This is a genomic window from Bacteroidia bacterium (assembly GCA_016218155.1).
GTDB lineage: Bacteria > Bacteroidota > Bacteroidia > Bacteroidales > GWA2-32-17 > GWA2-32-17.
In genome coordinates this window covers 26,790-49,588 of record JACREQ010000108.1, presented here as the reverse complement: position 1 = coordinate 49,588, position 22,799 = coordinate 26,790, and the positions used below count along the sequence as shown (strand labels likewise).

21 protein-coding genes and 1 pseudogene are annotated in these 22,799 nt (G+C 30.6%); 10 read left to right on the top strand and 12 right to left on the bottom strand.

The window, feature by feature from the left end; translation table 11 throughout:
* Nucleotides 1-4: 4 nt before the first annotated feature.
* The 6 genes from HY951_18350 to HY951_18325 form a co-directional block, all read right to left on the bottom strand.
* Nucleotides 5-505 carry a dihydrofolate reductase gene (locus tag HY951_18350; GenBank protein MBI5542023.1) on the bottom strand — a complete coding sequence of 167 codons (501 nt, stop codon included), beginning with the start codon at nt 503-505 and terminating at the stop codon, nt 5-7.
* 1 nt (nt 506) lies between these two features.
* Complete coding sequence (locus HY951_18345) at nt 507-1,187, bottom strand: TrkA family potassium uptake protein (protein ID MBI5542022.1); 681 nt, start codon at nt 1,185-1,187, stop codon at nt 507-509.
* 1 nt (nt 1,188) lies between these two features.
* A complete protein-coding gene (locus tag HY951_18340; protein MBI5542021.1) occupies nt 1,189-3,003 on the bottom strand; it encodes an ATPase in 1,815 nt (604 codons plus the stop codon).
* A 75-nt stretch (nt 3,004-3,078) separates the two neighbouring features.
* Nucleotides 3,079-3,456 carry a hypothetical protein gene (locus HY951_18335; GenBank protein MBI5542020.1) on the bottom strand — a complete coding sequence of 126 codons (378 nt, stop codon included), beginning with the start codon at nt 3,454-3,456 and terminating at the stop codon, nt 3,079-3,081.
* Nucleotides 3,453-3,689: an AtpZ/AtpI family protein gene (locus tag HY951_18330; GenBank protein ID MBI5542019.1), complete on the bottom strand. Its 237-nt coding sequence runs from the start codon at nt 3,687-3,689 to the stop codon at nt 3,453-3,455. Before HY951_18330 ends, HY951_18335 begins: the two co-directional genes overlap by 4 nt.
* The gene (locus tag HY951_18325) at nt 3,640-4,053 is read right to left on the bottom strand and encodes a polymer-forming cytoskeletal protein (protein MBI5542018.1); all 414 of its coding nucleotides are present in this window, start codon (nt 4,051-4,053) and stop codon (nt 3,640-3,642) included. The genes HY951_18330 and HY951_18325 overlap by 50 nt, the downstream gene beginning before the upstream one ends.
* Before the next feature lie 106 nt (nt 4,054-4,159).
* On the opposite strand from HY951_18325, the gene HY951_18320 reads away from it, so the two are divergent.
* Together HY951_18320 and HY951_18315 are read left to right on the top strand one after the other, a co-directional pair.
* Complete coding sequence (locus tag HY951_18320; protein MBI5542017.1) at nt 4,160-5,041, top strand: class I SAM-dependent methyltransferase; 882 nt, start codon at nt 4,160-4,162, stop codon at nt 5,039-5,041.
* A gap of 88 nt (nt 5,042-5,129) precedes the next feature.
* The gene (locus HY951_18315) at nt 5,130-6,164 is read left to right on the top strand and encodes an endonuclease/exonuclease/phosphatase family protein (GenBank protein ID MBI5542016.1); all 1,035 of its coding nucleotides are present in this window, start codon (nt 5,130-5,132) and stop codon (nt 6,162-6,164) included.
* A 33-nt stretch (nt 6,165-6,197) separates the two neighbouring features.
* Here the strand turns inward: HY951_18315 and HY951_18310 are convergent, their stop codons facing one another.
* Entirely contained in the window at nt 6,198-6,614 is a 417-nt protein-coding gene (locus tag HY951_18310) for a DUF4440 domain-containing protein (protein ID MBI5542015.1), read from the bottom strand.
* 233 nt (nt 6,615-6,847) lie between these two features.
* Here HY951_18310 and HY951_18305 point away from each other — a divergent pair, with 233 nt between their 5' ends.
* From HY951_18305 to HY951_18270, 8 genes and pseudogenes are all read left to right on the top strand, one after another.
* On the top strand, nt 6,848-7,507 hold the full coding sequence (locus HY951_18305) for a phosphoadenylyl-sulfate reductase (GenBank protein ID MBI5542014.1): 660 nt from the start codon (nt 6,848-6,850) through the stop codon (nt 7,505-7,507).
* Nucleotides 7,508-7,519: 12 nt separating this feature from the next.
* Complete coding sequence (locus tag HY951_18300) at nt 7,520-8,446, top strand: SDR family oxidoreductase (GenBank protein MBI5542013.1); 927 nt, start codon at nt 7,520-7,522, stop codon at nt 8,444-8,446.
* 161 nt (nt 8,447-8,607) lie between these two features.
* Nucleotides 8,608-8,929, top strand: a pseudogene (locus tag HY951_18295) (DUF421 domain-containing protein).
* A gap of 201 nt (nt 8,930-9,130) precedes the next feature.
* Entirely contained in the window at nt 9,131-11,368 is a 2,238-nt protein-coding gene (locus tag HY951_18290) for a peptidase S41 (protein ID MBI5542012.1), read from the top strand.
* Between the two features lie 16 nt (nt 11,369-11,384).
* Nucleotides 11,385-12,476: an MBL fold metallo-hydrolase gene (locus HY951_18285; protein MBI5542011.1), complete on the top strand. Its 1,092-nt coding sequence runs from the start codon at nt 11,385-11,387 to the stop codon at nt 12,474-12,476.
* A 129-nt stretch (nt 12,477-12,605) separates the two neighbouring features.
* Complete coding sequence (locus tag HY951_18280; protein MBI5542010.1) at nt 12,606-13,508, top strand: cation diffusion facilitator family transporter; 903 nt, start codon at nt 12,606-12,608, stop codon at nt 13,506-13,508.
* A gap of 218 nt (nt 13,509-13,726) precedes the next feature.
* On the top strand, nt 13,727-14,410 hold the full coding sequence (locus tag HY951_18275; protein ID MBI5542009.1) for a hypothetical protein: 684 nt from the start codon (nt 13,727-13,729) through the stop codon (nt 14,408-14,410).
* Between the two features lie 359 nt (nt 14,411-14,769).
* Nucleotides 14,770-17,154, top strand: a complete 2,385-nt coding sequence (locus tag HY951_18270) for a T9SS type A sorting domain-containing protein (GenBank protein ID MBI5542008.1) — start codon at nt 14,770-14,772, stop codon at nt 17,152-17,154.
* Nucleotides 17,155-17,257: 103 nt separating this feature from the next.
* Here the strand turns inward: HY951_18270 and HY951_18265 are convergent, their stop codons facing one another.
* From HY951_18265 to HY951_18245, 5 genes are all read right to left on the bottom strand, one after another.
* Nucleotides 17,258-18,223 (bottom strand): NAD(P)-dependent oxidoreductase, encoded by a 966-nt coding sequence (locus HY951_18265; protein ID MBI5542007.1) that lies wholly within the window; start codon nt 18,221-18,223, stop codon nt 17,258-17,260.
* A gap of 535 nt (nt 18,224-18,758) precedes the next feature.
* Nucleotides 18,759-19,670 carry a hypothetical protein gene (locus HY951_18260; protein ID MBI5542006.1) on the bottom strand — a complete coding sequence of 304 codons (912 nt, stop codon included), beginning with the start codon at nt 19,668-19,670 and terminating at the stop codon, nt 18,759-18,761.
* 12 nt (nt 19,671-19,682) lie between these two features.
* A complete protein-coding gene (locus tag HY951_18255; protein MBI5542005.1) occupies nt 19,683-20,225 on the bottom strand; it encodes a hypothetical protein in 543 nt (180 codons plus the stop codon).
* 4 nt (nt 20,226-20,229) lie between these two features.
* The gene (recN, locus tag HY951_18250) at nt 20,230-21,885 is read right to left on the bottom strand and encodes a DNA repair protein RecN (GenBank protein MBI5542004.1); all 1,656 of its coding nucleotides are present in this window, start codon (nt 21,883-21,885) and stop codon (nt 20,230-20,232) included.
* A 5-nt stretch (nt 21,886-21,890) separates the two neighbouring features.
* On the bottom strand, nt 21,891-22,799 hold the full coding sequence (locus tag HY951_18245) for a DUF4835 family protein (protein ID MBI5542003.1): 909 nt from the start codon (nt 22,797-22,799) through the stop codon (nt 21,891-21,893).

The window sequence follows — 22,799 nt, the reverse complement described above, 5'->3', positions numbered from 1 at the left end:
AAAATCATTGAATGGAACTTCTTCTTTTATAAATTCGAAAATAATAAGAGAATTTATTTTCTTCGCTAAAATGTTTTTCATCTTCAGTTAATTCCCATTCCTTTTCAGAAATCTCAGGAAAGAAAACATCTGCATCAAAGTCTTTATCAACCCAGGTTATGTAAAGAGTTTCTGCATGTGGCATAAATTGTTTATATACCGAACCACCTCCAATAATAAAGCATTCTTCTTTATTTTTACATATTTCAAGAATTTCCGGTATAGAATATACCATTGTGCAACCATTAATTATTTCACCAGCAACATCAGTCAAAATAATGTTTTCTCTGTTTGGTAGTGGCTTAAATGGGAGAGACTCATAAGTTTTTTTTCCCATAATAACAGGGTGTCCTGAAGTTATCTTTTTAAAATGTTTTAAGTCATCTGAAATATGCCATAGTAACTGGTTGTTTTTTCCAATAGCATAATTTGATGCTATTGCAACAATAATCGAAATATTTTTCATTTTAATGTAACCATTTTTTTAAATCATTAGTATGTCCAAATGCAACAAGAATATCATTTGCTTCAAAAATGTAATCGGGTGAAACAACACCTATAATTTCAGGTCTAATAACATTTTGCCCAACTATATTTTTAACTTCAATATCATGTTTTATTGTTAAAATATTGATATTGTATTTATGTCTTACATCGCATTCTCTTATTGATAATCCGATATATTTTTGAGGAATAACAGCTTCAACAATTGCAAAATCGTCAGATAAATCCAAATAATCAAGAACATTTGACATGTCGATTTTTTTAACAAAGCGTTCAGCAGAATCATCTTCGGGACTTAATATTTCCATTACGCCAATAGCTTCGAGTATAGTTCTGTGAATAGGTGAAATTGTTCTGCTGATAAGTCTTTTAACATTCATCTTTTTTAAGATTGCTGTTGTTAATATTGATGCTCCGAAATCTTCACCAATAGCAACAATAACAATATCACATTCCTGAACAGGGATAGTTTTTAATGCCTGTGTATCTGTGCAATCAAGCATTACTGCATATGTTATTTTATCTTTAACATTTTCAACTTTTTGCATCTGACTGTCAACACCAATAACCTCATGGCCCAATGCAGCGAGTTTTATTGCTACTGCAGAACCGAAATTTCCAAGACCGATAATTATTATCTTCATATTAGTTTATTATTATATTCTCTTCAGGATACTTATATCTGAGAGAATTTACTTTTCTGATAAATGCAACGAAAATTGTTAATGTGCCTACTCGTCCTAAAAACATTGTGAAAACTAAAACCCATTTACTTTCGGAAGTTAATGTTGGAGTAAGGTTATTACTTAGTCCAACTGTGCCAAAGGCAGAAAAACATTCGAATGCAATTGCTAAAGTTTTTTCACCTTTTTCGAATGACGAAACAAGTAAAATTGAAATACCTATTGCAAGCAAAGAAAGGACTATTGTTGCAAATGCTCTACGAACAGAATCGTCAGCAATTTCTCTACGGCTTACTTCAATTCTGTCTTTGCCTTTGGCAATGCTGAACACGTTTAATAAAGCAATTGCAAACGAACTTGTTTTTATACCACCCCCTGTACTTCCGGGAGATGCTCCAACCCACATCAGGAATATTGTTAGCAAAATGGTTGATGGTAAAATTGCACCATAATCAACCGTGTTGAAGCCTGCTGTACGAGGTGTTACAGAAAGGAAAAAAGCTTCAACAATTTTACCGCCAAGACTATGTTCTTTCAGAGTATTGTTATATTCTGTAAAAAAGAATGCAATTGTTCCAAAAATCAAAAGTATTAATGTTGTATATATTACAATTCTTGTATTAATATTAATAATATTTGGTTTATGTAAATATGATTTACTTCTTAATTTTCTAAATAAATTATGTGAATAATGTTTAGCTAGTTTGTAATAGTTTAATAAAATCGGGAAACCTATACCACCAAGAATAATTAAAAATGCAATAGTTAAATGTACTGGGTAATTAAAACGGAATCTTATGTCGTAAAGTCCTTGTGAAAGTGTTGAAAATCCGGCGTTACAAAATGCAGAAATACTATGAAAAATTGAATATCTTAAATTTGCTGCCTCATCAGGAAATACTGTCCTGTCTATATTAAAATAAATAATAATTGCACCAATTAATTCAATAACTAAAGTGAAAACTAATATTTTTAACAAGTTCTTAAAGATATCTGCCAGGGTATCATTGTTTATCATGTCTTTAATAAACATATTATTTCTGAATGAATCATTGCCCGAAAAAAATAGTCCGAAGAAACTGGTGAAGGTCATTACACCTAATCCTCCTAATTGAATAAGCATAAGGATAATCCCTTTTCCTAATGCAGTAAATGTATATTGTGTGTCAACAGAAGCTAAGCCGGTAACACATACTGCACTTGTTGAAGTAAATAGCGAGTCAATAAAGCTTATTCCGTTTGTAGTGGAGTTGGGTAATAACAATAGACCTGTTCCGATAATAATTATAAAAATAAAGCTTATAATAAATAAGAGTGCAGGATTAATTTTACTTAAAAATATAAATAAGCTTCGTTTCGATATTTCAATAATAAATATTGTTATTGTTATTAGATAAATGAAAATGTTTTTTTGTAGAAATGACAGTATTGACAGATTTTCTTTAAACCATTCTGAAAAAGTAAATCTCTCAAGTACCATTAATCCAAGCATAGTTATCAGAAGAAAATCAAATAATATAGCTTGCTTTTTTCTTTTTCGTTTAAAAAATAATTGAATAATCAGAAGAACTAAAAAAGTGGATGCCAGGAATTGAAAAAATGTTTCAAGGTTATTTTTTATATAATACTGAATATCAAAACCAAAATAGTAAATCATGCAGATTACCCCTAACAAGCTAAATAATAATAAAAGGGTTTCAGCAAGCTTTAAAATTAATTTCTTAAAATCGCCAAAAGTTTCATTAAAAAGGAGTAAATATTTTTTTGCTTTGGTCATGTTTTGACATTGTAGAACTCGGCAAAAATACCTTAAAAATATCTAAGGTAATCTATTAAAGTTAAAAATATTTTGTTATTTCTTAAATGTTGTAAGTAGCTCTCTTACTTCAAAAATAGTATAAAAAAAGTAACAGAAAAGAAAACTTAATGCACTTGCAATTGCAAATTCTGTTTGTGCAAATACTAATCCAACTAAAGCTCCAAGATTTATAAATAATTTTAATCCGGTGTACATCATGTATTTTGAAACAAATGACAATTCACGTTTTTCAACTGCTTTTATTAGTGAAATATGAAAGTACGTTACAAGTAAAAAGAAATATACTGGAACTAACATTACGTATACACTAAAATATTCTTTAAAGCTAAAATAAAGACCACCTGAGATTAACTCCAATATCCATGTAGCAATTATTATTCTGTTTAAAAATGGTTTTATTGGAATATTCATTTGTTTAATTTTATTACATCTTTTATTGCAAAATAAACAGCCAAAGCAACTGATATAACTGAAAGAGAAAGGGTGAAATAAGGAAATTTAGTGTCAGTCCATTTATCAAGCTGAAGTCCACCTAAACTTCCACCGGCAATGATAACCATCATTTGAATTGCCATAGAAGAATATCGTCCGAAGCTATTTAATTGCTTCTTTTTCTGCGATATTTTCTGGTCTTCCAATTCCATGATTAATATGGTTTCCTGCCATATTACAGGTTCCTGTAAATATAGCATTTGGTTCAATAGCCAATTTATTTGTTATTATATCGCCAGAAAATTTTGAAGATGCTTTTAAAGCTAAAAGTTCAGTAACTTTAATCTTTCCGTCAACTTTGCCCGAAATATCTGCATTGCGACAGGTAATTTCGCCACTGAATACACCGGTTGATCCTATAACAACTCTTCCTTTAGTGATAAGAGTGCCTTTTAAATTTCCATCTACTCTTATATCGCCTTCTCCTTGAATGTCACCGACAATAGTAGTTCCGTTACCAATAATATTTATGGAGTTTACCTGTACTTCGGGTTCATTATTTTTTGCCATAATCAGGATTTATTTTCAAATTTAATTAACAAAAATAGTAAATCGTATTCGTAAATCAACTTTACTAGCAGTAAATATTCTAATTTTATGCTTTTTTATAAAATGAATTAATATGGAATTACTTTTTCCAAAGAATTGGATAGATTATGAGTTAATAGACTCAGGATATTTTGAAAAACTTGAAAGATTTGGACAATATATTCTTATTCGACCAGAACCACAGGCTGTATGGGATAAGCATTTATCTAATCAGGATTGGGAATCCAGGGCACATGTAAAGTTTATTCCTCAATCGAGTAATTCCGGGGTATGGAAGAAATTTAAATCAATGCCCGATCAATGGAATATTAATTATAAGCTTGGAGATAAAACTTTAACATTCAGATTAGGTTTAACGTCATTTAAACATGTTGGTTTATTTCCCGAACAAGCTGTTAACTGGGATTTTATTTATGAAAGTATTAAAGCATTTTCTTCAAAAGAAATTAAAGTATTAAATCTTTTCGCATACACTGGGGCTTCTTCACTTGCTGCAAGTGCAGCCGGAGCTGTAACTACACATGTTGATAGTGTAAAGCAGGTTGTAAATTGGGCTAGAGATAATGGAACGGCTTCAGGACTGGAAAATATCAGATTGATAGTTGATGATGCAGTAAAATTTGTTAAACGTGAACTTAGAAGAGGTAGTAAATACCACGGTATTATTTTAGATCCTCCAGCATTCGGACATGGACCTGAAGGTGAAAACTGGAAACTCGAAAGAGATATAAATGGATTATTAAAAGAAGTAGCTCAGCTACTCGATCCTGTAGAGCATTTTTTGATTCTTAATACTTACTCTTTAGGATTTTCGTCGCTAATTGTTGAGAATCTTGCTAAGTGTACTTTTGCAGATCATAATTTAATTTCAACCGGAGAAATCTTTTTGCCAGATAAATTTGGAAAGAATCTGCCTCTTGGTGTTTTTGTAAAAGTTTTAAAAACAGCGAAATAGTTTTGTGAAGTTTTTTTTATTTTTCACAAACATTTAAATTCAAAATACCACAATAGTAAGTACCTTTGTGAATCTAATTTTTTACTTTATGAATAAAATATTTTTATTAGTTGTTGTAGTTTTTTTTATTGCTGCAAATGGTTTTTCACAAGAAAAAAAATATAAAGCATTATGTGTAGCTTTTTATAATCTCGAGAATTTATACGATACCGTAAACGATCCCAATAAAAATGATGAGGAGTTTCTTCCTGATGGAGGTAATAAATGGAATACAGAAAAATATAATAAAAAACTTGCAAACATGTCAACTGTTATAAGTCAGATTGGCGATGAAATTCAGGCTAAAGGTCCGGTTGTTTTGGGAGTAAGTGAGATTGAAAATATTAAAGTACTTCAGGATTTGGTTGCTTCGCCATTACTTGCACCTATGAATTATGGTATAGTTCAAATTGAAGGTCCCGATAAAAGGGGTGTTGACGTTGCTTTGCTTTATCAGAAACAACATTTTACTGTTACCTCTTCACGTTCTGTAACATTAAGCATAGTAGGTAAACCTGATTTTAAAACCCGTGACCAGTTAGTTGTTTCAGGATTATTGGATGGAGAACAAATGCATTTTATAGTAAATCACTGGCCTTCAAGAAGTGGTGGTGAAAAGAAAAGTGCACCATTAAGAAATGCTGCTGCCGATCTTTGTAAGAGTATAACAGATTCTATAATGAAGACTGATGCCAATGCTAAGATTGTAATTATGGGCGACTTAAATGATGATCCTTCAAATAAAAGTCTTACCGAGCATTTAAAGGTAAAAGGTGATGAGAAATTAACTCAACCTGGTGATCTTTATAATCCTATGTATAAAATGCATAAAGAAGGAGTTGGAAGTCTTGCATACAGAGATAACTGGAATATTTTCGATCAGATGATTGTTTCGCAGCCATTGTTATTAGAAGATAAATCTTCTTTAAGATTTTTAAAAGCAAGAGTTTTTAAGAAAAACTACATGGTTCAAAAAGATGGTGCTTTTGCTGGTTATCCGTTTAGAACTTTTGTTGCAGGTACATGGCAGGGTGGCTACAGCGATCACTTTCCTGTATATATTGTTCTGGTAAAAGAAAAATAAATATTGTAATTTGTTATGAATTCGTATAGCTTGCTATGAGCTGTGGTCGCAAACAATTACAGTTTTTCCGTCTATTATTTTAAAAAGTAATGTAAAGTATCCGTTAATATCTCCTTTTTCGCGGGTTAATGCCCATTTGCCAATAACAAAAGCAGAATTGTCAGAAAGTAGCTCTATTTTCACTATTTCAAATTTTAAATTACCCATTGACGATTTATCTGGATAAGATTTTTTGTAATTGTCTAAGGTTTTTTGCCAACCATATTGTATGCCGCTTTTCCCTATAAATTTTAAAGAATCGTTATTCCAGTATCCATTCATATAACTTACTAAATCGCCATTATTCCAGGCTTTCTCCTGATCCGCAAGTGTTAATCTTACTGATTTTTCGAAAATATCTTTTTGGCTAAATGTAATTAAAGGAACAAAAAAAATAAAAGCAAAAAATATGATGTTTAAATATTTGTATTTCATTGCATAAGAATTATAAAATGTATAATAAAAATTTTGCTTGAAATTAATTAAATTAATATTGCTAAGGTTATGATTAATTAACAATTATATCAAATTAATGGTTTACAGTTTAATGCAATAAATAAAATTAACTAATCTAATCTCATAATTGGTTATATAGCATCTTAATTTAAAAATTTAGTAGTTTTGTAATTCAAAACCGATATTAAATGATATTTGAAGAAATTGAAAGACAGATAAAGCTATATAAGCATCAAGGTAAAAGACTTTTTGCAACATCTTCATTTCAAACTCAAAGTGTAGTTCTTTTGCATATTATGAGTCAGATAGACAAGTCGATTCCTGTATATTTTATGAATACGGGCTACTTGTTTCCCGAGACTACTCAGTATAAAGATTTGTTGCAAAATAAGTTTGATCTAAATATAATTGACTTAAAACCAATTGTACCCAAAATTTTACAAAAAGATAATCAAGGTAATTTGCTTTTTACCAGTGATCCTGATTATTGTTGCTTTTTAAATAAGGTTCAGCCATTAGACGCTATTTTAGCAGAACACGATGTATGGATTAACGGTGTAAGAGCCGACCAGTCTAAAGTGCGTTCAGAGCTGTTTGTTGAAGATTTTGCACCACATAATGTAGTACGTTTTCATCCTATGTTAGACTGGACAAAGCAAATGATATATGCTTATATTAAAGAACATAATTTACCTCGTCATCCATTGGATGAACAAGGTTTTGTAAGTATAGGCTGCGAACCATGTACAAGAAAAATGGTAATTACAGATGATGAACGAATGGGGCGTTGGTTTGGAATGAATAAAACAGAGTGTGGTTTAAATACCGACTTAGTAGTAAAAAAATAAACCTAAAAAATAATGAGAGTATTAATAACAGGCGGTGCAGGATATATAGGAACTGAGTTAACCCGATTATTGGATCAGAATCCGGCTGTAAGCGAAATAATTATTTTTGATAATTTAAGCAGAAACAATTATAACATTTTTCTTCATTCAGGAATTAAAAGGGGTAAGGTGCGCTTTATTAAAGGAGAGATGCTTGATTCCAGAATGTTAAAACAAATTGTACAAACTGTGGATGTTATCTATCATCTTGCAGCAAGAGTTTCTACACCATTATCAAATGAGAGCTCGCATCTTTTTGAACAGGTTAATCATTGGGGAACTGCTGAACTTGTTTATGCAACCGAAGATAGTAATGTAAAACGCTTTATTTATTTAAGCAGTGCTTCTATTTATGGTGCACAGAATGACGAAATTGATATTAATACAATTCCCGATCCTAAAAGTTTTTACGGTATTTCTAAATATCGTGGCGAAAAACATGTAGAACGTTTAATGCCTAAAATGGATACTTATATTGTTAGAAGCAGCAATGTTTATGGCTATGGAATAAGTATGAGATTTGATGCTGTTATTAACCATTTTATGTTCGATGCTACTTTTACAAACAGAATAAGTATTCATGGTAACGGATTGCAGAGACGTTCATTTATACATATTGAAAAAGCTGCAAGCATTCTTGCTAATATGGTTGATGGTAATATTGACTCAGGGACATATAATCTTGTAGATAAAGTAATGACCATTTTAGAAATTGCAGGAAATATAAAAGATTTATATCCTAAACTTGAAATGATTTTTATAAATCAGCATATACAAATGCGCGAGCTTCTTGTTAAACGTGATGATCGTTTAATGAAGCTGCTAACTGCTCCCGATTTGTCATTTGAAGATGAATTGAAAATATTTATGGAGAAGTTTCATAATTCAAGTGCAATGTAATGCCCGATGTTTTTTAATTTCAGGTTTTATTCTATAATTTGTTTTAATTTATTCTATTTTATTTAAAATAGCTTTAGTAAATTTAGTTTTTTATTAAAAAATTATATGTTTCATAATCCTTATTTGAACGTTGTTTTAGTTCTGTAGCTCTCTATCTTTTTATAATAATTGCAAATTAGAATTTTTTAGTAAAAAGGAACTTTCTCAATTATCTGTAATTGATTTAGTTCTTGTTTTGCTTATAAGTAATGTAGTACAGAATGTTATTCTAGTGTCGTAAGGAAAGGTAAATTATAAAAATATGCGAAGTGAAAGAATTACTACAAGCGAGTTAAAGGAGGTGATACGTGAACATGGTGTACAGGGAATACATGAGTTAATCTGGCAATCCTCGAAGTAAACGGTACAATTAGTGTGCTTTCTGATAATTATAAAAAAAGATATGTGAAAAATGTTAGAACAAATAAGAATATCAGAGTTTAATAGATAAAAGGGTCTTTATTTTATAAATTACAATTATTAAATATGTAATATTCTGTATAGTATTAAAATTATTTAATAAACTTTAAAAATTGTTCTATTATTTTGTATCTGAAATTGTTATTTTTATATTTGAAATTGTTAATTGTAATCCATTTTATGTAAATCATATTTAAAGGATAATATTTATTTAAAAATTAAATTATGAAAAAATCAATTTTTACAATGTTGTTAGTAGTAATTACTACTATAGTATTTGGTCAGGGTAATGCTAATAATATAGAATTTAATTTTGGTTTTGAGAATACTGTATTTAAGAAAACACTTCCTGATAATTGGTTTCAGTGGGGAAACAATTATCAGTTAAGTATTGATAAAGCAACTAAGCATAGTGGTGAAAATTCTGTGCTTTTAAAACCATCTGAAAAAGCAAATTCAAAAGATTTTGGTTGTGTTGCATATAAAATACCGGCTGTATATGTAGGTAAAAAAATCGAGTTAAAAGCATATATGAAACTTCAGGAGGTTAAAGATGGTTCAATTGGCTTAATGCTTCGTATTGATGGATCTTCAGGTACATTGAAGTTTGATAATATGCAACAAAAAAATATTAATGGAACATCTGATTGGACATTGTATTCTGTGAAATTAGATTATCCACAAAACGCAAGAACTATATATATTGGTGCTATATTATCTGGCAGTGGGCAGCTTTGGGTAGATGATTTTGAAATTCTTATTGATGGAAAAAATATTAAAGATGCTAAACAAATAGAGTTAAAAACATTTCCTGCTGAAAAGGATAAAGAATTTGATAAAGGCTCCGGAATAGAATTAACAAATCTTACAAAAGAACAATTAAATGATCTTGATATATTAGGGAAAATATGGGGATTCTTAAAGTACTATCATCCTTCAGTTGCACAGGGAAATTATAACTGGGATTATGAATTATTCAGAATATTACCAAAAATAATTAACTGTAAAAATATAATTGACAGGGACAATATTTTAAACGAATGGATAAAAAGTCTTGGTACTTTCGAAGAAACAAATAATTCAATAGAGAATATTAAAGATATTAAAATTAAGCCCGATTTGGATTGGATTACAAAATCAAATCTTTCAACAGAATTAACAACACAACTTTTAAAAGTAAAAAATGCAAAACGAAAAGATGAAAATTACTATATCGGACTTATTGCCGGAGTTGGAAATCCTGAGTTTAAAAATGAGAATGCTTATAATTCTATGAAATATCCCGATGCGGGATTCAGGTTGTTATCATTGTTTCGTTATTGGAACATTATACAATATTATTTCCCTTACAAAAATTTAATAGAGGAAAATTGGACTGATGTTTTAAAAGAGTTTATACCAAAATATATTAATGCATCAAATGAAATTGAATACAAATATGCAGTATTGGAAATAATTGCAAGAGTTCATGATACGCATGCAAACATATGGGGAGAAGACGAGGCACTTAAAAATTACCGTGGAATTTATTATTCTACTTTGGAAATTAAATTTATAGAAAATAAAGCTGTTGTTGCAGGTTTTTATGATGAAGAGACAGGAAAAGAGTCGGGAATGTTATTGGGCGATATTATAACAAGCATTAATAATGTTCCTGTTGAAAAAATTGTACAAGATAAATTAAAATACACCCCTGCATCAAATTATCCCACGCAGTTAAGAGATATTGCTGAAGATTTATTACGAACAAATGATACAATATTAAATATTGAAATATTACGTAATGGAAAACCGGAGAAGAAAACTATTAAAACATATTCTTCTAACAAAGTAAATATTTATAGTAAATATAATAGCACTGATACTTGTTTTAAGCTAATAAATAAGGATATTGCTTATATTAATAACGGTTCACTTAAACAAGATTATTTGCCCGCAATATGGAAAGAAATAGAAAAAGCAAAAGGGCTGATTATTGATGACAGAAATTATCCTTCAGATTTTCCAATTTACGAGTTAAGTAATTATTTAATGCCTAAAAGGGTGCCATTTGTTAAATTTACAAACGGAAGCATAGAAATACCAGGACTTTTTACTTTTACAAAAACTTTAGATGCCGGAAAGAAAAATAAGAATTTCTTTAAAGGTAAAGTGGTTGTATTAGTAAATGAGATTTCACAAAGTTCTGCAGAGTACCATGCAATGGCATACAGGGTGTCGCCTGATGTCAAAGTAATTGGTTCTACAACTGCAGGAGCTGATGGTAATGTTTCGCAAATAAATATCCCCGGAGGTTTAAACACAATGATTAGTGGAATTGGAGTTTATTATCCTGATGGCAAAGAAACTCAAAGAGTAGGTATTGTTCCTGATATTGAAAGTAAACCAACAATTGAAGGAATTAAAAACAATAAAGATGAAGTTCTTGAAAGAGCGATAGAATATATTAATTCCGGGAAATAATTTAATTCTTTGCAAAATGTTTATCACCATTCTAATTTTTGCTACTCTTATTTTATTAGTAATTAGTTTTATGCAATCACCAGTATTTGGTAAATTGCCTTCAGGCGATAGACTAGAAAGAATTAAAAAATCGCCAAATTATAAAAATGGTGCATTTTATAACAAAAGTCATACTTCAATAAAAACAGAAGGTGACAGTTTCTTTAAAATAATTAAAGAATTTCTACTAACAAAGAACAGAAAGCCTAAAAGTGTTATGCCTACGGTTAAAACAGATTTGATGAATTTAAACCCCGAAGATAATATTCTGGTTTGGTTTGGGCATTCTTCGTATTTTATGCAGATTGGTGGCAAAAAGATTTTGTTCGACCCTGTTTTAAGTGGTTCGGTATCGCCGGTTCGTTTTACAAATAAGGCAATTAAAGGAACAGATCCGTATTCTACAGATGATATTCCCGAAATAGATTATCTTTTTATTTCTCACGATCATTGGGATCATCTAGATTATAATACTCTGGCAGGTTTAAAGCATAAGGTTAAAAATGTAATTTGCGGACTAGGTACCGGCGAACATATTGAACGTTGGGGGTATAACCCTGATATTATATATGAAAAAGACTGGGATGAAAAAATAGTTTTTGAAGATAACTTTATTGTACACACTGTTACATCCAGACATTTTTCGGGAAGAACTTTAAAACGTAACAAAACATTGTGGACATCATTTATTATCGAAACTCCACTCTTGAAAATATTTATGGGAAGTGATGGTGGTTACGATAAACATTTTGCAGATATAGGAAAAACTTTTGGTGCATTTGATTTGGCTATACTCGAAAATGGTCAGTACAATAAGAATTGGAGGCATATTCACATGTTGCCAGAAGAAGTTATAAAGGCGGCAAAAGATTTAAATGCAAAACGAATATTACCAATACATTCGTGTAAATTTATTCTTGCTATACATTTATGGGCCGAGCCATTAAAGGCAATTTCAGAACTAAATAAAAAAGAAAACCTGAATATTATTACACCTTTAATCGGCGAACAGGTTAATCTGTCAGATAATTCACAAAAGTTTTCTAACTGGTGGGAGAGTGTGAAATAATTTTTTCTCTTAGGTTGTTTCATGCGTGCACGCATGAAAGAGTGATGTGATTTTTATTTGTTTTTGAAAATGTAATTCTTTATATTTGATGGTATGTAGTTGTAATTGTTTAAATTATTTAAAGAAGTAATGGTTATTAGTAATAAGGAATCTTTTGCAATTAAATTATCTATTTATGGTTCCATAATAATGGCTGTTACGGGTATTTTGGCTTCGTTATTTGGTAACTCAATTTCATTGTTATTTGATGCACTTTATACATTAATAGCAATGACAATTTCAATAGTAGGGTTACGTATTTCGAAATTATTGAAAATACAACACAGTTTAAAGTATAATTTTGGATACTATTCTTTTGAGCCGTTATTTGTATTAATTAACGGTTTGTTATTAATGGGATTAGCTGTATCGTTATTTGTTTCTTCAATTCAATCAATTTTTAATGGAGGTAGAATAATTGAACTGGCTGTTGTTACTGAATATTTAATTTTTTCGGTTTTAGTATGCAGTAGTTTAACATTTATGTTAAGGTATTTTGCTAAAAAAACAAAATCTGAAATACTTTATACAGAATCAGTTAACTGGATGCTTGATGCTCTTATAAGTGTTGTTGTTTTAATAGTTTTTTTAATGTCGATATGGTTAAAGCAAACTCAGTACAGCTATCTGATCCCATATTTAGATCCGGGAATAACAATTATTCTTATACTTTTCTTTGTTTATCAGCCAATAAAATTAATAAAATCAGGAGTTTCTGATTTGCTGCTAACAGCACCCCCCGAAAAATTTACAGAAGAGATAAAAGAAAAACTTCTAAACAATAAACAAAAGTTTGGATTTAAAGAATTAAAAATTAATGCTGCAAAAATTGGTAGAACAACGTGCATTGAAGTTATCTGTTTTTACGATAAAAATTTTGAGATTAAATCAATTGAAACAATCGACAATATAAAAAATCAGATAAAAGTTGAGGTCGAAAGTTATTCTCAAAATTTTGAGGTCAGAGTTTCGTTAAGCAGCATTAATGAATAATAAGTTTAGATATATTACTTCATGTAAAATTGCGAGTTACAATTTGTTTTTTTTTCACTTGCATGATGTGGTGAGAGCTAAGAAAATATCTGAAATATTGCTATATATTTATTTTTAATTGTGTTATTATTTATATTTGAAAGTAATTCTTATAAGTATTTATAATCACTAGAAATAATAAAAGATACTGTTAGCGATGTGTTAGGCACTAAAATAAAATGAAAAGACTTTTTTACATATTAATAATATTTTCAATTACTGTTTCTTTTACAACTGGTGACAACGAAATTGTATTAGAATTAAATGCTAAGAATATTTACAACAATGGATTTAACAATTTAAAACCGTTAAGTCATAAAAAAATACAATTACTGGCAACACAATTCGACAATGTGTCTGGTTGGGACAATGATAAATATATGTTTTTTTCTTATCCACTAGACACAGTTGGGAAAGACTATAGTTTAAAAAGAAAACAATATATAGACAAATTTATAAAAAGAACAAAATTCTTTAACTTTCCAATCAAATTTGCATCACAAAATCTCAATTGCTTTTTGACAACAATTACAGATTCTTCAGGAGTATTTTATAATCGTGGCTTGAAAGTTTTCTTTTATAATTGCAAAAATCCCAACACATCCCCTATTTTGATTTTAAGATTCGCAGATTCAAAAGATGGATTTACTAATTTCGAAATGGATTCCAATTGTGAATTCTATTCAAATCAAGAAATTGTTTCTATATCTATTTCAACTTTTGACATTTTAGACCAAATAATAGAAGGTGAAACTGAAAATAGCGTAACACCAGACACAGTAATTGTTAAAATGAAAATATCCGATAAAGCAATAATGGACATATTAAGTGAATATGACTCACGCTACAACAGACAAAAATAATTTCAGTGCCTAACACACGGTTAAAATTTAGCAGGCTGTTATGAGCAACTTGGACAATTTTAATATTAAATAAAATTCTTAGCAGTTTGACCCCGAAGGGGCAAGCACAACTGCAAGTAAAAGCTTGCCAAATTCAACAGCAAACCGTTAGGTGCAATTATTCAAATATTCCAAGTTTGGTTAATGATTTTGAAAAATTAAATAATATTTGTAAATTGTATTTTATTATTTAAATTAAAAAGTAGAAAGAGAATTCCAAATTAAATGGACATTAATTCAATTATTTTAACCCATTATAAATTATTAGGCAACTAAATTCAAGTCATTATTGTCTTAGCAATATAATAAAGTATATAACTATGAAAACATTAAAAAAGATTTGCTTAAAATTTTATTTTATATTATTTATCATTTTAACAAATATTTCAATTGGAAAATCACAATCTTGGTATTCTATAAGTGGTGTAATTGATAGTTCTGTGACATTTATAAAAGAATTTAACAATAGATTATATTTATTCGGAAATTTTGATAGTATTGGAAATTTACCAGCAAAAAATTTAGCAAGTTGGGATGGAAATAGTTTTACACCATTAAATATGACAATTAATGGTACCATATCTAAAGGAGTAATATTAAATAACAAACTAATCGTTATTGGAAATTTTACTACAATTAATGGAATTGTTGTTAACAGAATTGCTCAAATGGACACCTCTGGAAATTGGGTGCCTTTAGGAAATGGCTTTGATGCTATTGCCAGAGATATAACAATTTATAATAATGAAATTTATGCTGTTGGCTATTTTAAAATAAATGGCAATGCTTATTATGCTGCAAAATGGGATGGAATTAACTGGCTTGGCATTGGTAATATTATTACACCAATTGGTACAATAATGGCAATTGAAGTTTTTAATAACGAGTTATATATTGGTGGATATTCAGAGTTTAGAAAATGGACTGGTTTTAGTTGGGTTGTTGTAGGAGGCGGTATGATACCAGACTTTTATGGAGGTGATAATATTTGGTCGCTTCATGCATATGGCAGTTATTTATATGTTGGAGGTCAATTTGCCGGAGGTGGTTCTATAAACTCATATGGTTTCATTAAATGGGATGGTAATAATTGGTCGGCACCCGGATTTTCCAGTTTTGATTTCGCGTCACGTGTATTGGGGTATAATGGAAAATTATATATGCAAGGATCTTGTATGCAAATTATCTGTAACCAGGCAGCAATTTGGAATGGAACTAATGCTGTAACATATAACTTTACTTCATATTCAAATTTCACCACATTTAATGGCGATTTATATATTAGTTGTGCATTAAATGGCAATCCAGTAACCTTAAAGAAATTATGTACAATGAATGATTGTTCATTGATTACTGGTTCCATTTATAATGATGAGAATTCAAATTGTATTTTTGATAGCAATGATACGCTCCTTACTAATCGGATTATCGAAATAACTCCTGGACCATATTATTCATATGCTGATTCTAACGGAAATTATTCAACTCTTATTCCTCCGGGAACATATAATGTGAAATGTGTGCCACAACTTTATTGGGACATAAATTGTCCTAACAATATTACAAACAGTTATGATATTAATGTACTTTCGGGTAGTGCTGGAAATTATAATTTCGGATGGAATCCTAATCAGATTGTTCAGGATTTACAGATTAATATTGCAGCAAATACACCTCATCCGGGATTTATATATAATGTAGCAATCCAATATAAAAATGTTGGAACATTTCCAATGAATGGAAATATTGAGCTAACATATGACCCAGTTTTAACATTTGTTTCAAGCATTCCGTTATTAAATAGCCAAACTAGTAATGTTCTTTCATGGAACTTTACAAATCTTCAATATGACGAGCAACATACTATTCATATCTCCTTTCAGGTTCCTGCATTACCAAGTTTAATTAATAGCCAGTTAGTTTTATATACTTCTATTAATCCAATTGTTGGAGATGAAACACCTATAAATAATGTTGATTCTGTTGTAAGTATAGTTTCTGGTTCATTTGACCCAAATTTCAAAGAAGTATTTCCTATAGGTTACGGAAGCTTAGGAGATATTCTACTAAATGACTCAGTTCTTAAATATACAATTCATTTTCAAAATACTGGAAATGATACGGCAAAAACCGTAATTATACAAGATACTATTTCGGATTATCTTGATATTTCTACGATATTTCCAAATGCAGCAAGTCATCCTTATGAGTTTAATTTAAGTGGGCAAAATATAGCTACTTGGAAATTCCGTAACATTAATCTACCAGATAGTACAACTAATCCAATACAAAGTCAGGGCTTTTTATCTTATACAATTAAACAAAATGAATCAAATAGCGAAGGCATTATAATTAGAAATAAAGCACAAATATATTTTGATTTTAATCCAGCTATTGCAACAAACTCAACGGTTAATCGTGTTGTTAGTACTTTAGGAATTAAAACAAATAAAACAAATAATAACATTACTATTTTCCCGAACCCAAGTAATGGGGTATTTAATATTAAATTCAATGAAATTAAAAGTGACGAAAACTATACTATTCTGATTTCAGATGTAGATGGTAAGCAATTATTTAAAAAAGTGATTACTGATCTTACAAATATCACTACAGTTAATTTGGCAAATCAGACTAAAGGAGTTTATATATTGAAAGTAATTGACTCAAGTAATATTTATGTAAAAAAAATAATTAGACAATAATAAAACTAGCCCATAACACACGATTAAAATTTAGCAAGCTGTTCCGAAGCTTCAGGATGGGCAATACGCCGTGTTAGAGACTAAATAACAAAGTTCAAATATTTTACTTAAATGTTTCTAAACCATCTTTAAAAGTCTTGTATTTAAGGCTTGGTAATATATCTTCTTTCATTCGTTTAGTGTCGCCATAATATGATACCATGCCAATTTTTATAAAGTCGCGGGTTAGGAGAGAGCGGGTTCCGAAAATATAAGAATACTTTTCGCAACAATTGGCAAAAAGCATTATAAGCCATACTGGCATATTGTGCCAGGGTTTTTTATGCCCCCAATACGGACAGGCAACTTCAAAATAATCCTGTAATGTTTGCACGCCATCATCACCTAAATGGTAAATGCCTTTTATATTTTGTTTTATAATTGCATTTTCAAATGCAGTAAGAAAATCCTGAGTTGAAATAAAATGTACCCATGTAGGCTTTCTCCATATTCCAAGTACCCAGTATTTTGCCAGTATTTTTGCAACATCCATCATTAGTATTCCTTTTCCGTAAACCATTCCCAATCGTAATGATACAGCTTCAAAGGTATTGTTTTCAGCTTTGCTGAACATGTATTTTTCTTCTTCGAGTCGTGTACGTGCATGCGCTGAACTCGGCTTTGCATCTAGTTTTCCAGTAGCAGGTTTGTCGGGGAAAGATTCACCTTCAACATGCGGAAAACTGCAAAGTATAATACGTTTTACATTTTGTTCTACTGCAGCATCAACTAAGTTTTTAAAGTACTCGGTGTTTGTAATGGGTAAGAACTTATCGGGATTTGGTTTAAACAAAATACCTGCAAAATGTACTATAACATCAATATTGTTAAAAACATTATTCAGAGATTCCTTTTTTGAAAGGTCAGCTTTAATAATTTTAATGTCCTCATTTTTTAATTCTGGAGCAACATCTTTTTTATGAATCATTAAATGAAGATTAACAAGAGGGTTGGGTTTTAAATGTTTTGCAAGTATTCCGCCAAGATTACCAGCAGCACCGGTTATGAGTACATTTATTTTATTATTCATTTTATTTATTGCTCATTTTGTATGATATAAAAATAATAAATTCTTAAACATATTGTCATATTTAGATTAAAATATAATTATACTTATGCTACTTCGAGTAACGAAGTGTATCGAGAAGTACGGGTTTTGTAGTTTTTGTAGTTCTCGATTACACTCGAACTAGCATTTAGGAGAGTGCTTCTTCGAGTAGTGCAGCGTATCGAGAAGTGCGGGTTTTGTAGTTCTCGATAAACTCTCCGCCGCGGTGGACAAGCATTTCAATTTTGTAAAATAAACCCAATTGCTTCTTCGAGTAGTGAAACGTATCGAGAAGTGCGGGTTTTGTAGTTCTCGATAAACTCTCCGCTGCGGTAGACTAGCATTTAATAGTTGTGTATAGAAAAACCCATTTGCTTCTTCGAGTAGCGCAGCGTATCGAGAAGTGCGGGTTATGTAGTTTCTGTAGTTCTCGATTACACCTGCCTACTGTCAGGCAGGCTCGAATTAGCATTTAGGATAGCATCGCCGTCAGGTCTTTCGACCTGACTGTATAAAATTACAATGCGTTCAATATTGCAGTTAAATTGGCATCAGAAATCTGAGTTAAAGTCACACTAACCTGATTTGATGTGCTTATAGTAGTTTCGCTATAATAGTGGAATATCTCGTTATTACTATTCATTCCCATTAATATAATTTTAGCATTTTCGCCAACAGGAATTGCACCCGAAGTCTGATTATAAACCTGCATTAAACTTTTTGCATTTGGGAAATAAATAAATGTGCTAACATTTTGCAAATTATCAGTTGTTGAAGTAAAACTATAATTTGTTGTTGTAGTCGAAACTGCAGCAGGTTTTCCGCAGGCAGTCCAGCCAAGAGTTGCAATCTGCCCGGTATAACCATAAGAAGTTGTATTGTAGTTTCCAGCAGGGTTAGGCGACCAGTCTATAAAAGATGAACTTTGAACTCCGTAATAAATCTTCATATTAGCTAATGGACTGGTGTTTGGCATTTCAATAGTCCATGTTTTAGTTGGACGTAATACCAATTCCTGTCCGTTTTTGAATGCTCTTATTCTTACTTCACCACCTGTTGTTAGTAAACTACCACCTGCAACAGTAGGCATCTGATAATATAACATATCCTTTGGAGTGTATAGCTCAATAAGCTTAACTGTATAAGGCCAATGAACACTATCGCCGTTTGGATACATCAATAAATCTTTAGCCGCATATATTTTTGTTCCCTGATTACCAACTATTGGTCCGGTGCCAGTTGAATCGATTGTAAATTCTTGTTCCTGTTGTTTTTTACTGTCGTAATAATTATTCATCGACTGGTAATCATTAAGCTGATCTTCTTCTTCCTTAGATTCAATGCGCTCTTTAGAACAGCTACTGATAAAAGTACTAATAAAACATAATGCTATCAGCATTAAACTTAAAAATTTGCTTTTTGATTTCATTTTGTTAGTTATTTATTGGTTATATGCAGGGCATGATACTGCTTTCTTCTTTTTTGAACGTCCGTTTTTTGTATTGCAATTAAAATAATACATAATTCCTAATCTCAGGTTTGCTTCTTTCCATTTAACATTATACCTTAATTCCATAAATGGTTTCCAGCATTTACCTTTCTTAAACCCAATTCCGCCTTCAGCTGCCCAGTTTGCAAATCTGGCTTTACTCATAGTTGAGCTTTCGTAATTTATCCATCCGTTAAAAGCTCCGTTAAGAACAGTGTACATTGTTAAATTTCCATAACTAGCAATATCAAGATGCCAGCTAACACCTGCATAAAATTCTGTTATTTTGTTAAAAGCCGGGTAATATGCAATTTGTGGTACAATTATTAATTTTTTTACCGGAACTTCGCCTCTTAAGCCGATACCGATGCTCTCTGTTTGGAAATTGTAAATTGCACATAACCCAATTCCTTTATTTTGTGAAAATAAATCGGAACTAAAGATTAGTAATGTTGCAATTACAATTGTTTTTAATATATTGTTATAATTAAACATCTAATTAGTTTTTCAAAAGGTTACGTGCATTTTCCAGTGCTGCTTCAGAAACTTCTTTTCCACTAAGCATTTTGGCAATTTCAGCTATTCTTTCATTTTTATTCAAAAGTCGGATATGTGTTTCTGAAGATTTACCTGAATGATCTTTGTAAACAAGATAATGATTTGTGCCACGCGAAGCAATCTGAGGTAAATGAGTAATAGAAATTACCTGAAGCTTTTTTGCCATATTCTGCATAATTTCGCTCATGTAAAATGCTATTTCACCACTAACCCCTGCGTCAATTTCATCAAAAATAATAGAAGGAATTTCGTTAGAATCTGCAACCAGTGATTTTATTGTTAACATTAAGCGCGAAAGTTCACCTCCCGATGCAACTTTAGAAATTTCCATCAATTCAACTTTCTTGTTTGCAGAAAACATAAACTTTACAATATCCTTTCCGGTTGAAGAAAATTCTGTATTGGCAGATAATTCAACTTTAAAATCAGCGTTAAGAATTCCTAATACCTTAAGCATAGGAATAACTTTCTTTTCTAAATCTTTAATTGATTTCTTGCGTTTTTCTGAAAGTTGTTTTGAAAGTTTGTCGAGTTGTGAATATTGTTTTTTTATACTTTCTTCAAGTTGTTTTAATTCTTCGTCAAGTTGTTCGGTAAATTGTATTTTATTCCTGAAATCTTCTCTTATGCTTATCAGTTCTGCTATAGTGTTAACTCTGTGTTTTTGTTGTAGGCTATAAATCTCATCAAGTCTCTCTAAAATTATTGATAGTCTGTTTGGATTGGCATCTATTTTCGATGAAGTATTTCCGATTTCTGAAGCAATGTCTTTTAAATCTATAATGTTATTATCTATTCTGTTTTTCCATTCAATAGCATCTGGATAGTTTTTTGAAAGATTTTCTAAAGTGTTTCTTAACTCTTTAAGTCTTGAAAGGATTGGAGTTTCGTCTTCTGATAATAGCCTTGTTGCAGTTTCAAAATTTTCAAGTATTTCTTCAAAATGGCTTAATAAATCTTTTTCTTTTTCAAGTTCATTTACTTCATCATCATGCAGATTTGCTTCTTCTAACTGTTTTAACTGAAACTGGAAATAATCATTATCAGCTGAATTTTTATTTGATTTTTCCTGTAAATCTTTTAGTTTTTTTTGTGAGTTAACAAAGGTCTCGAAATGCTTTTTGTAAGTCTCTAATGATTCCTTGTTGCCGGCTAATGCATCTAAAATTGATAGTTGGAAATTACCATTTGAAAGAAGCAAATTCTCATGTTGACTGTGAATGTCAACAAGCATTAAGCCAAGCTCTTTTATTATGTTAAGATTTACAGGTGTGTCATTTACAAAAGCTCGTGAATTGCCGTTAATAGCAATTTCTCTTCGTATTAAAAGAGTATCTGCAAAATCTAAATCATGTTCTTTAAAAAAGCTTTCAAGATTATAATCTGAAATTAAGAATGTGCCTTCAACAATACACTTTTTCTCTTTGTTTTTTAGTAAACTTAAATCTGCTCTTTGTCCAAGAATTAACGACAAGGCTCCCATCAGTATTGATTTTCCTGCACCGGTTTCGCCAGTGATTGTTGAAAAGCCAGGTTTAAAACCTATCTGAAGGTTGTCAATTAATGCGTAGTTCTGTATTAGTAAAGCTTGTAACACAAATTTTACTTTCCGTCAGGTGTGAGTATTTTCTGGTATTTTCCTGAATTTGTCGGATCAATTTCTTTTAGCAAATTGTTAACTCTGGTTCTTTCTTCGGGATATGAGTCAGAAAAAACATTTACAAACTCGTCTGATTTTGCATCCAGAACAACTTGCAGAAAAGTCATGAATTGACTAGGTTTTTCGCGAAATACTTTTTGTAATAATTTTAGATTCTCAGCAATAACAGCCCTTCCATCGGCAGCTTTTTCTGCCATTACATCTAATCCGTTTCTATGGTAATTGTAATAAAATTCTCTTACAGGACCGTATTTTGGGTTAAGAATATTTTCGATTAACCAATAGCGGTTTCTTTGACCTTCGAATGATTTCCATCCCTTTTCTGTAGCGTTTTGTGCATTTGTTACAATTTTCTCTGCTTTCTGAAAATAAGCTGTACCACCATCAACAGAGAATGCATCGTAATCCAGACCAATAATAATATAAGCATAATAGGCAAGGAGAGATGTAAGGTTTGATAAATGAGTGTTTTCGCTAAAATCCATTGGTTGAAATTCTACATATCTGAATTGAACGTCGTTGTCTTTGAAATTTAACATTACAGAATTATAATTCGAATTAAAAACCGGTCTGTTTGATTGAACCTGTATTGTTCCTTTATATTCGTCAGTGGAAATTTGCTCAGTTAAGTTTATCAGGATGTTACATTCAATACGTTCGTCATTCGAAAAAACATTGTCAGTCCATTTACGATTATTCAAAAATTCGTAAAGGTCTTTTTGCATCGACTCAAAAATTCTTTTGTTTGAAGTCTGAATTTGTTGTGAAGAAACCGAAATACGACAGTTAAGTTCTTGTGCATTAACTATTCCTGAGAACAGGATTAAACTTAAAATTAAATACTTTCGCAT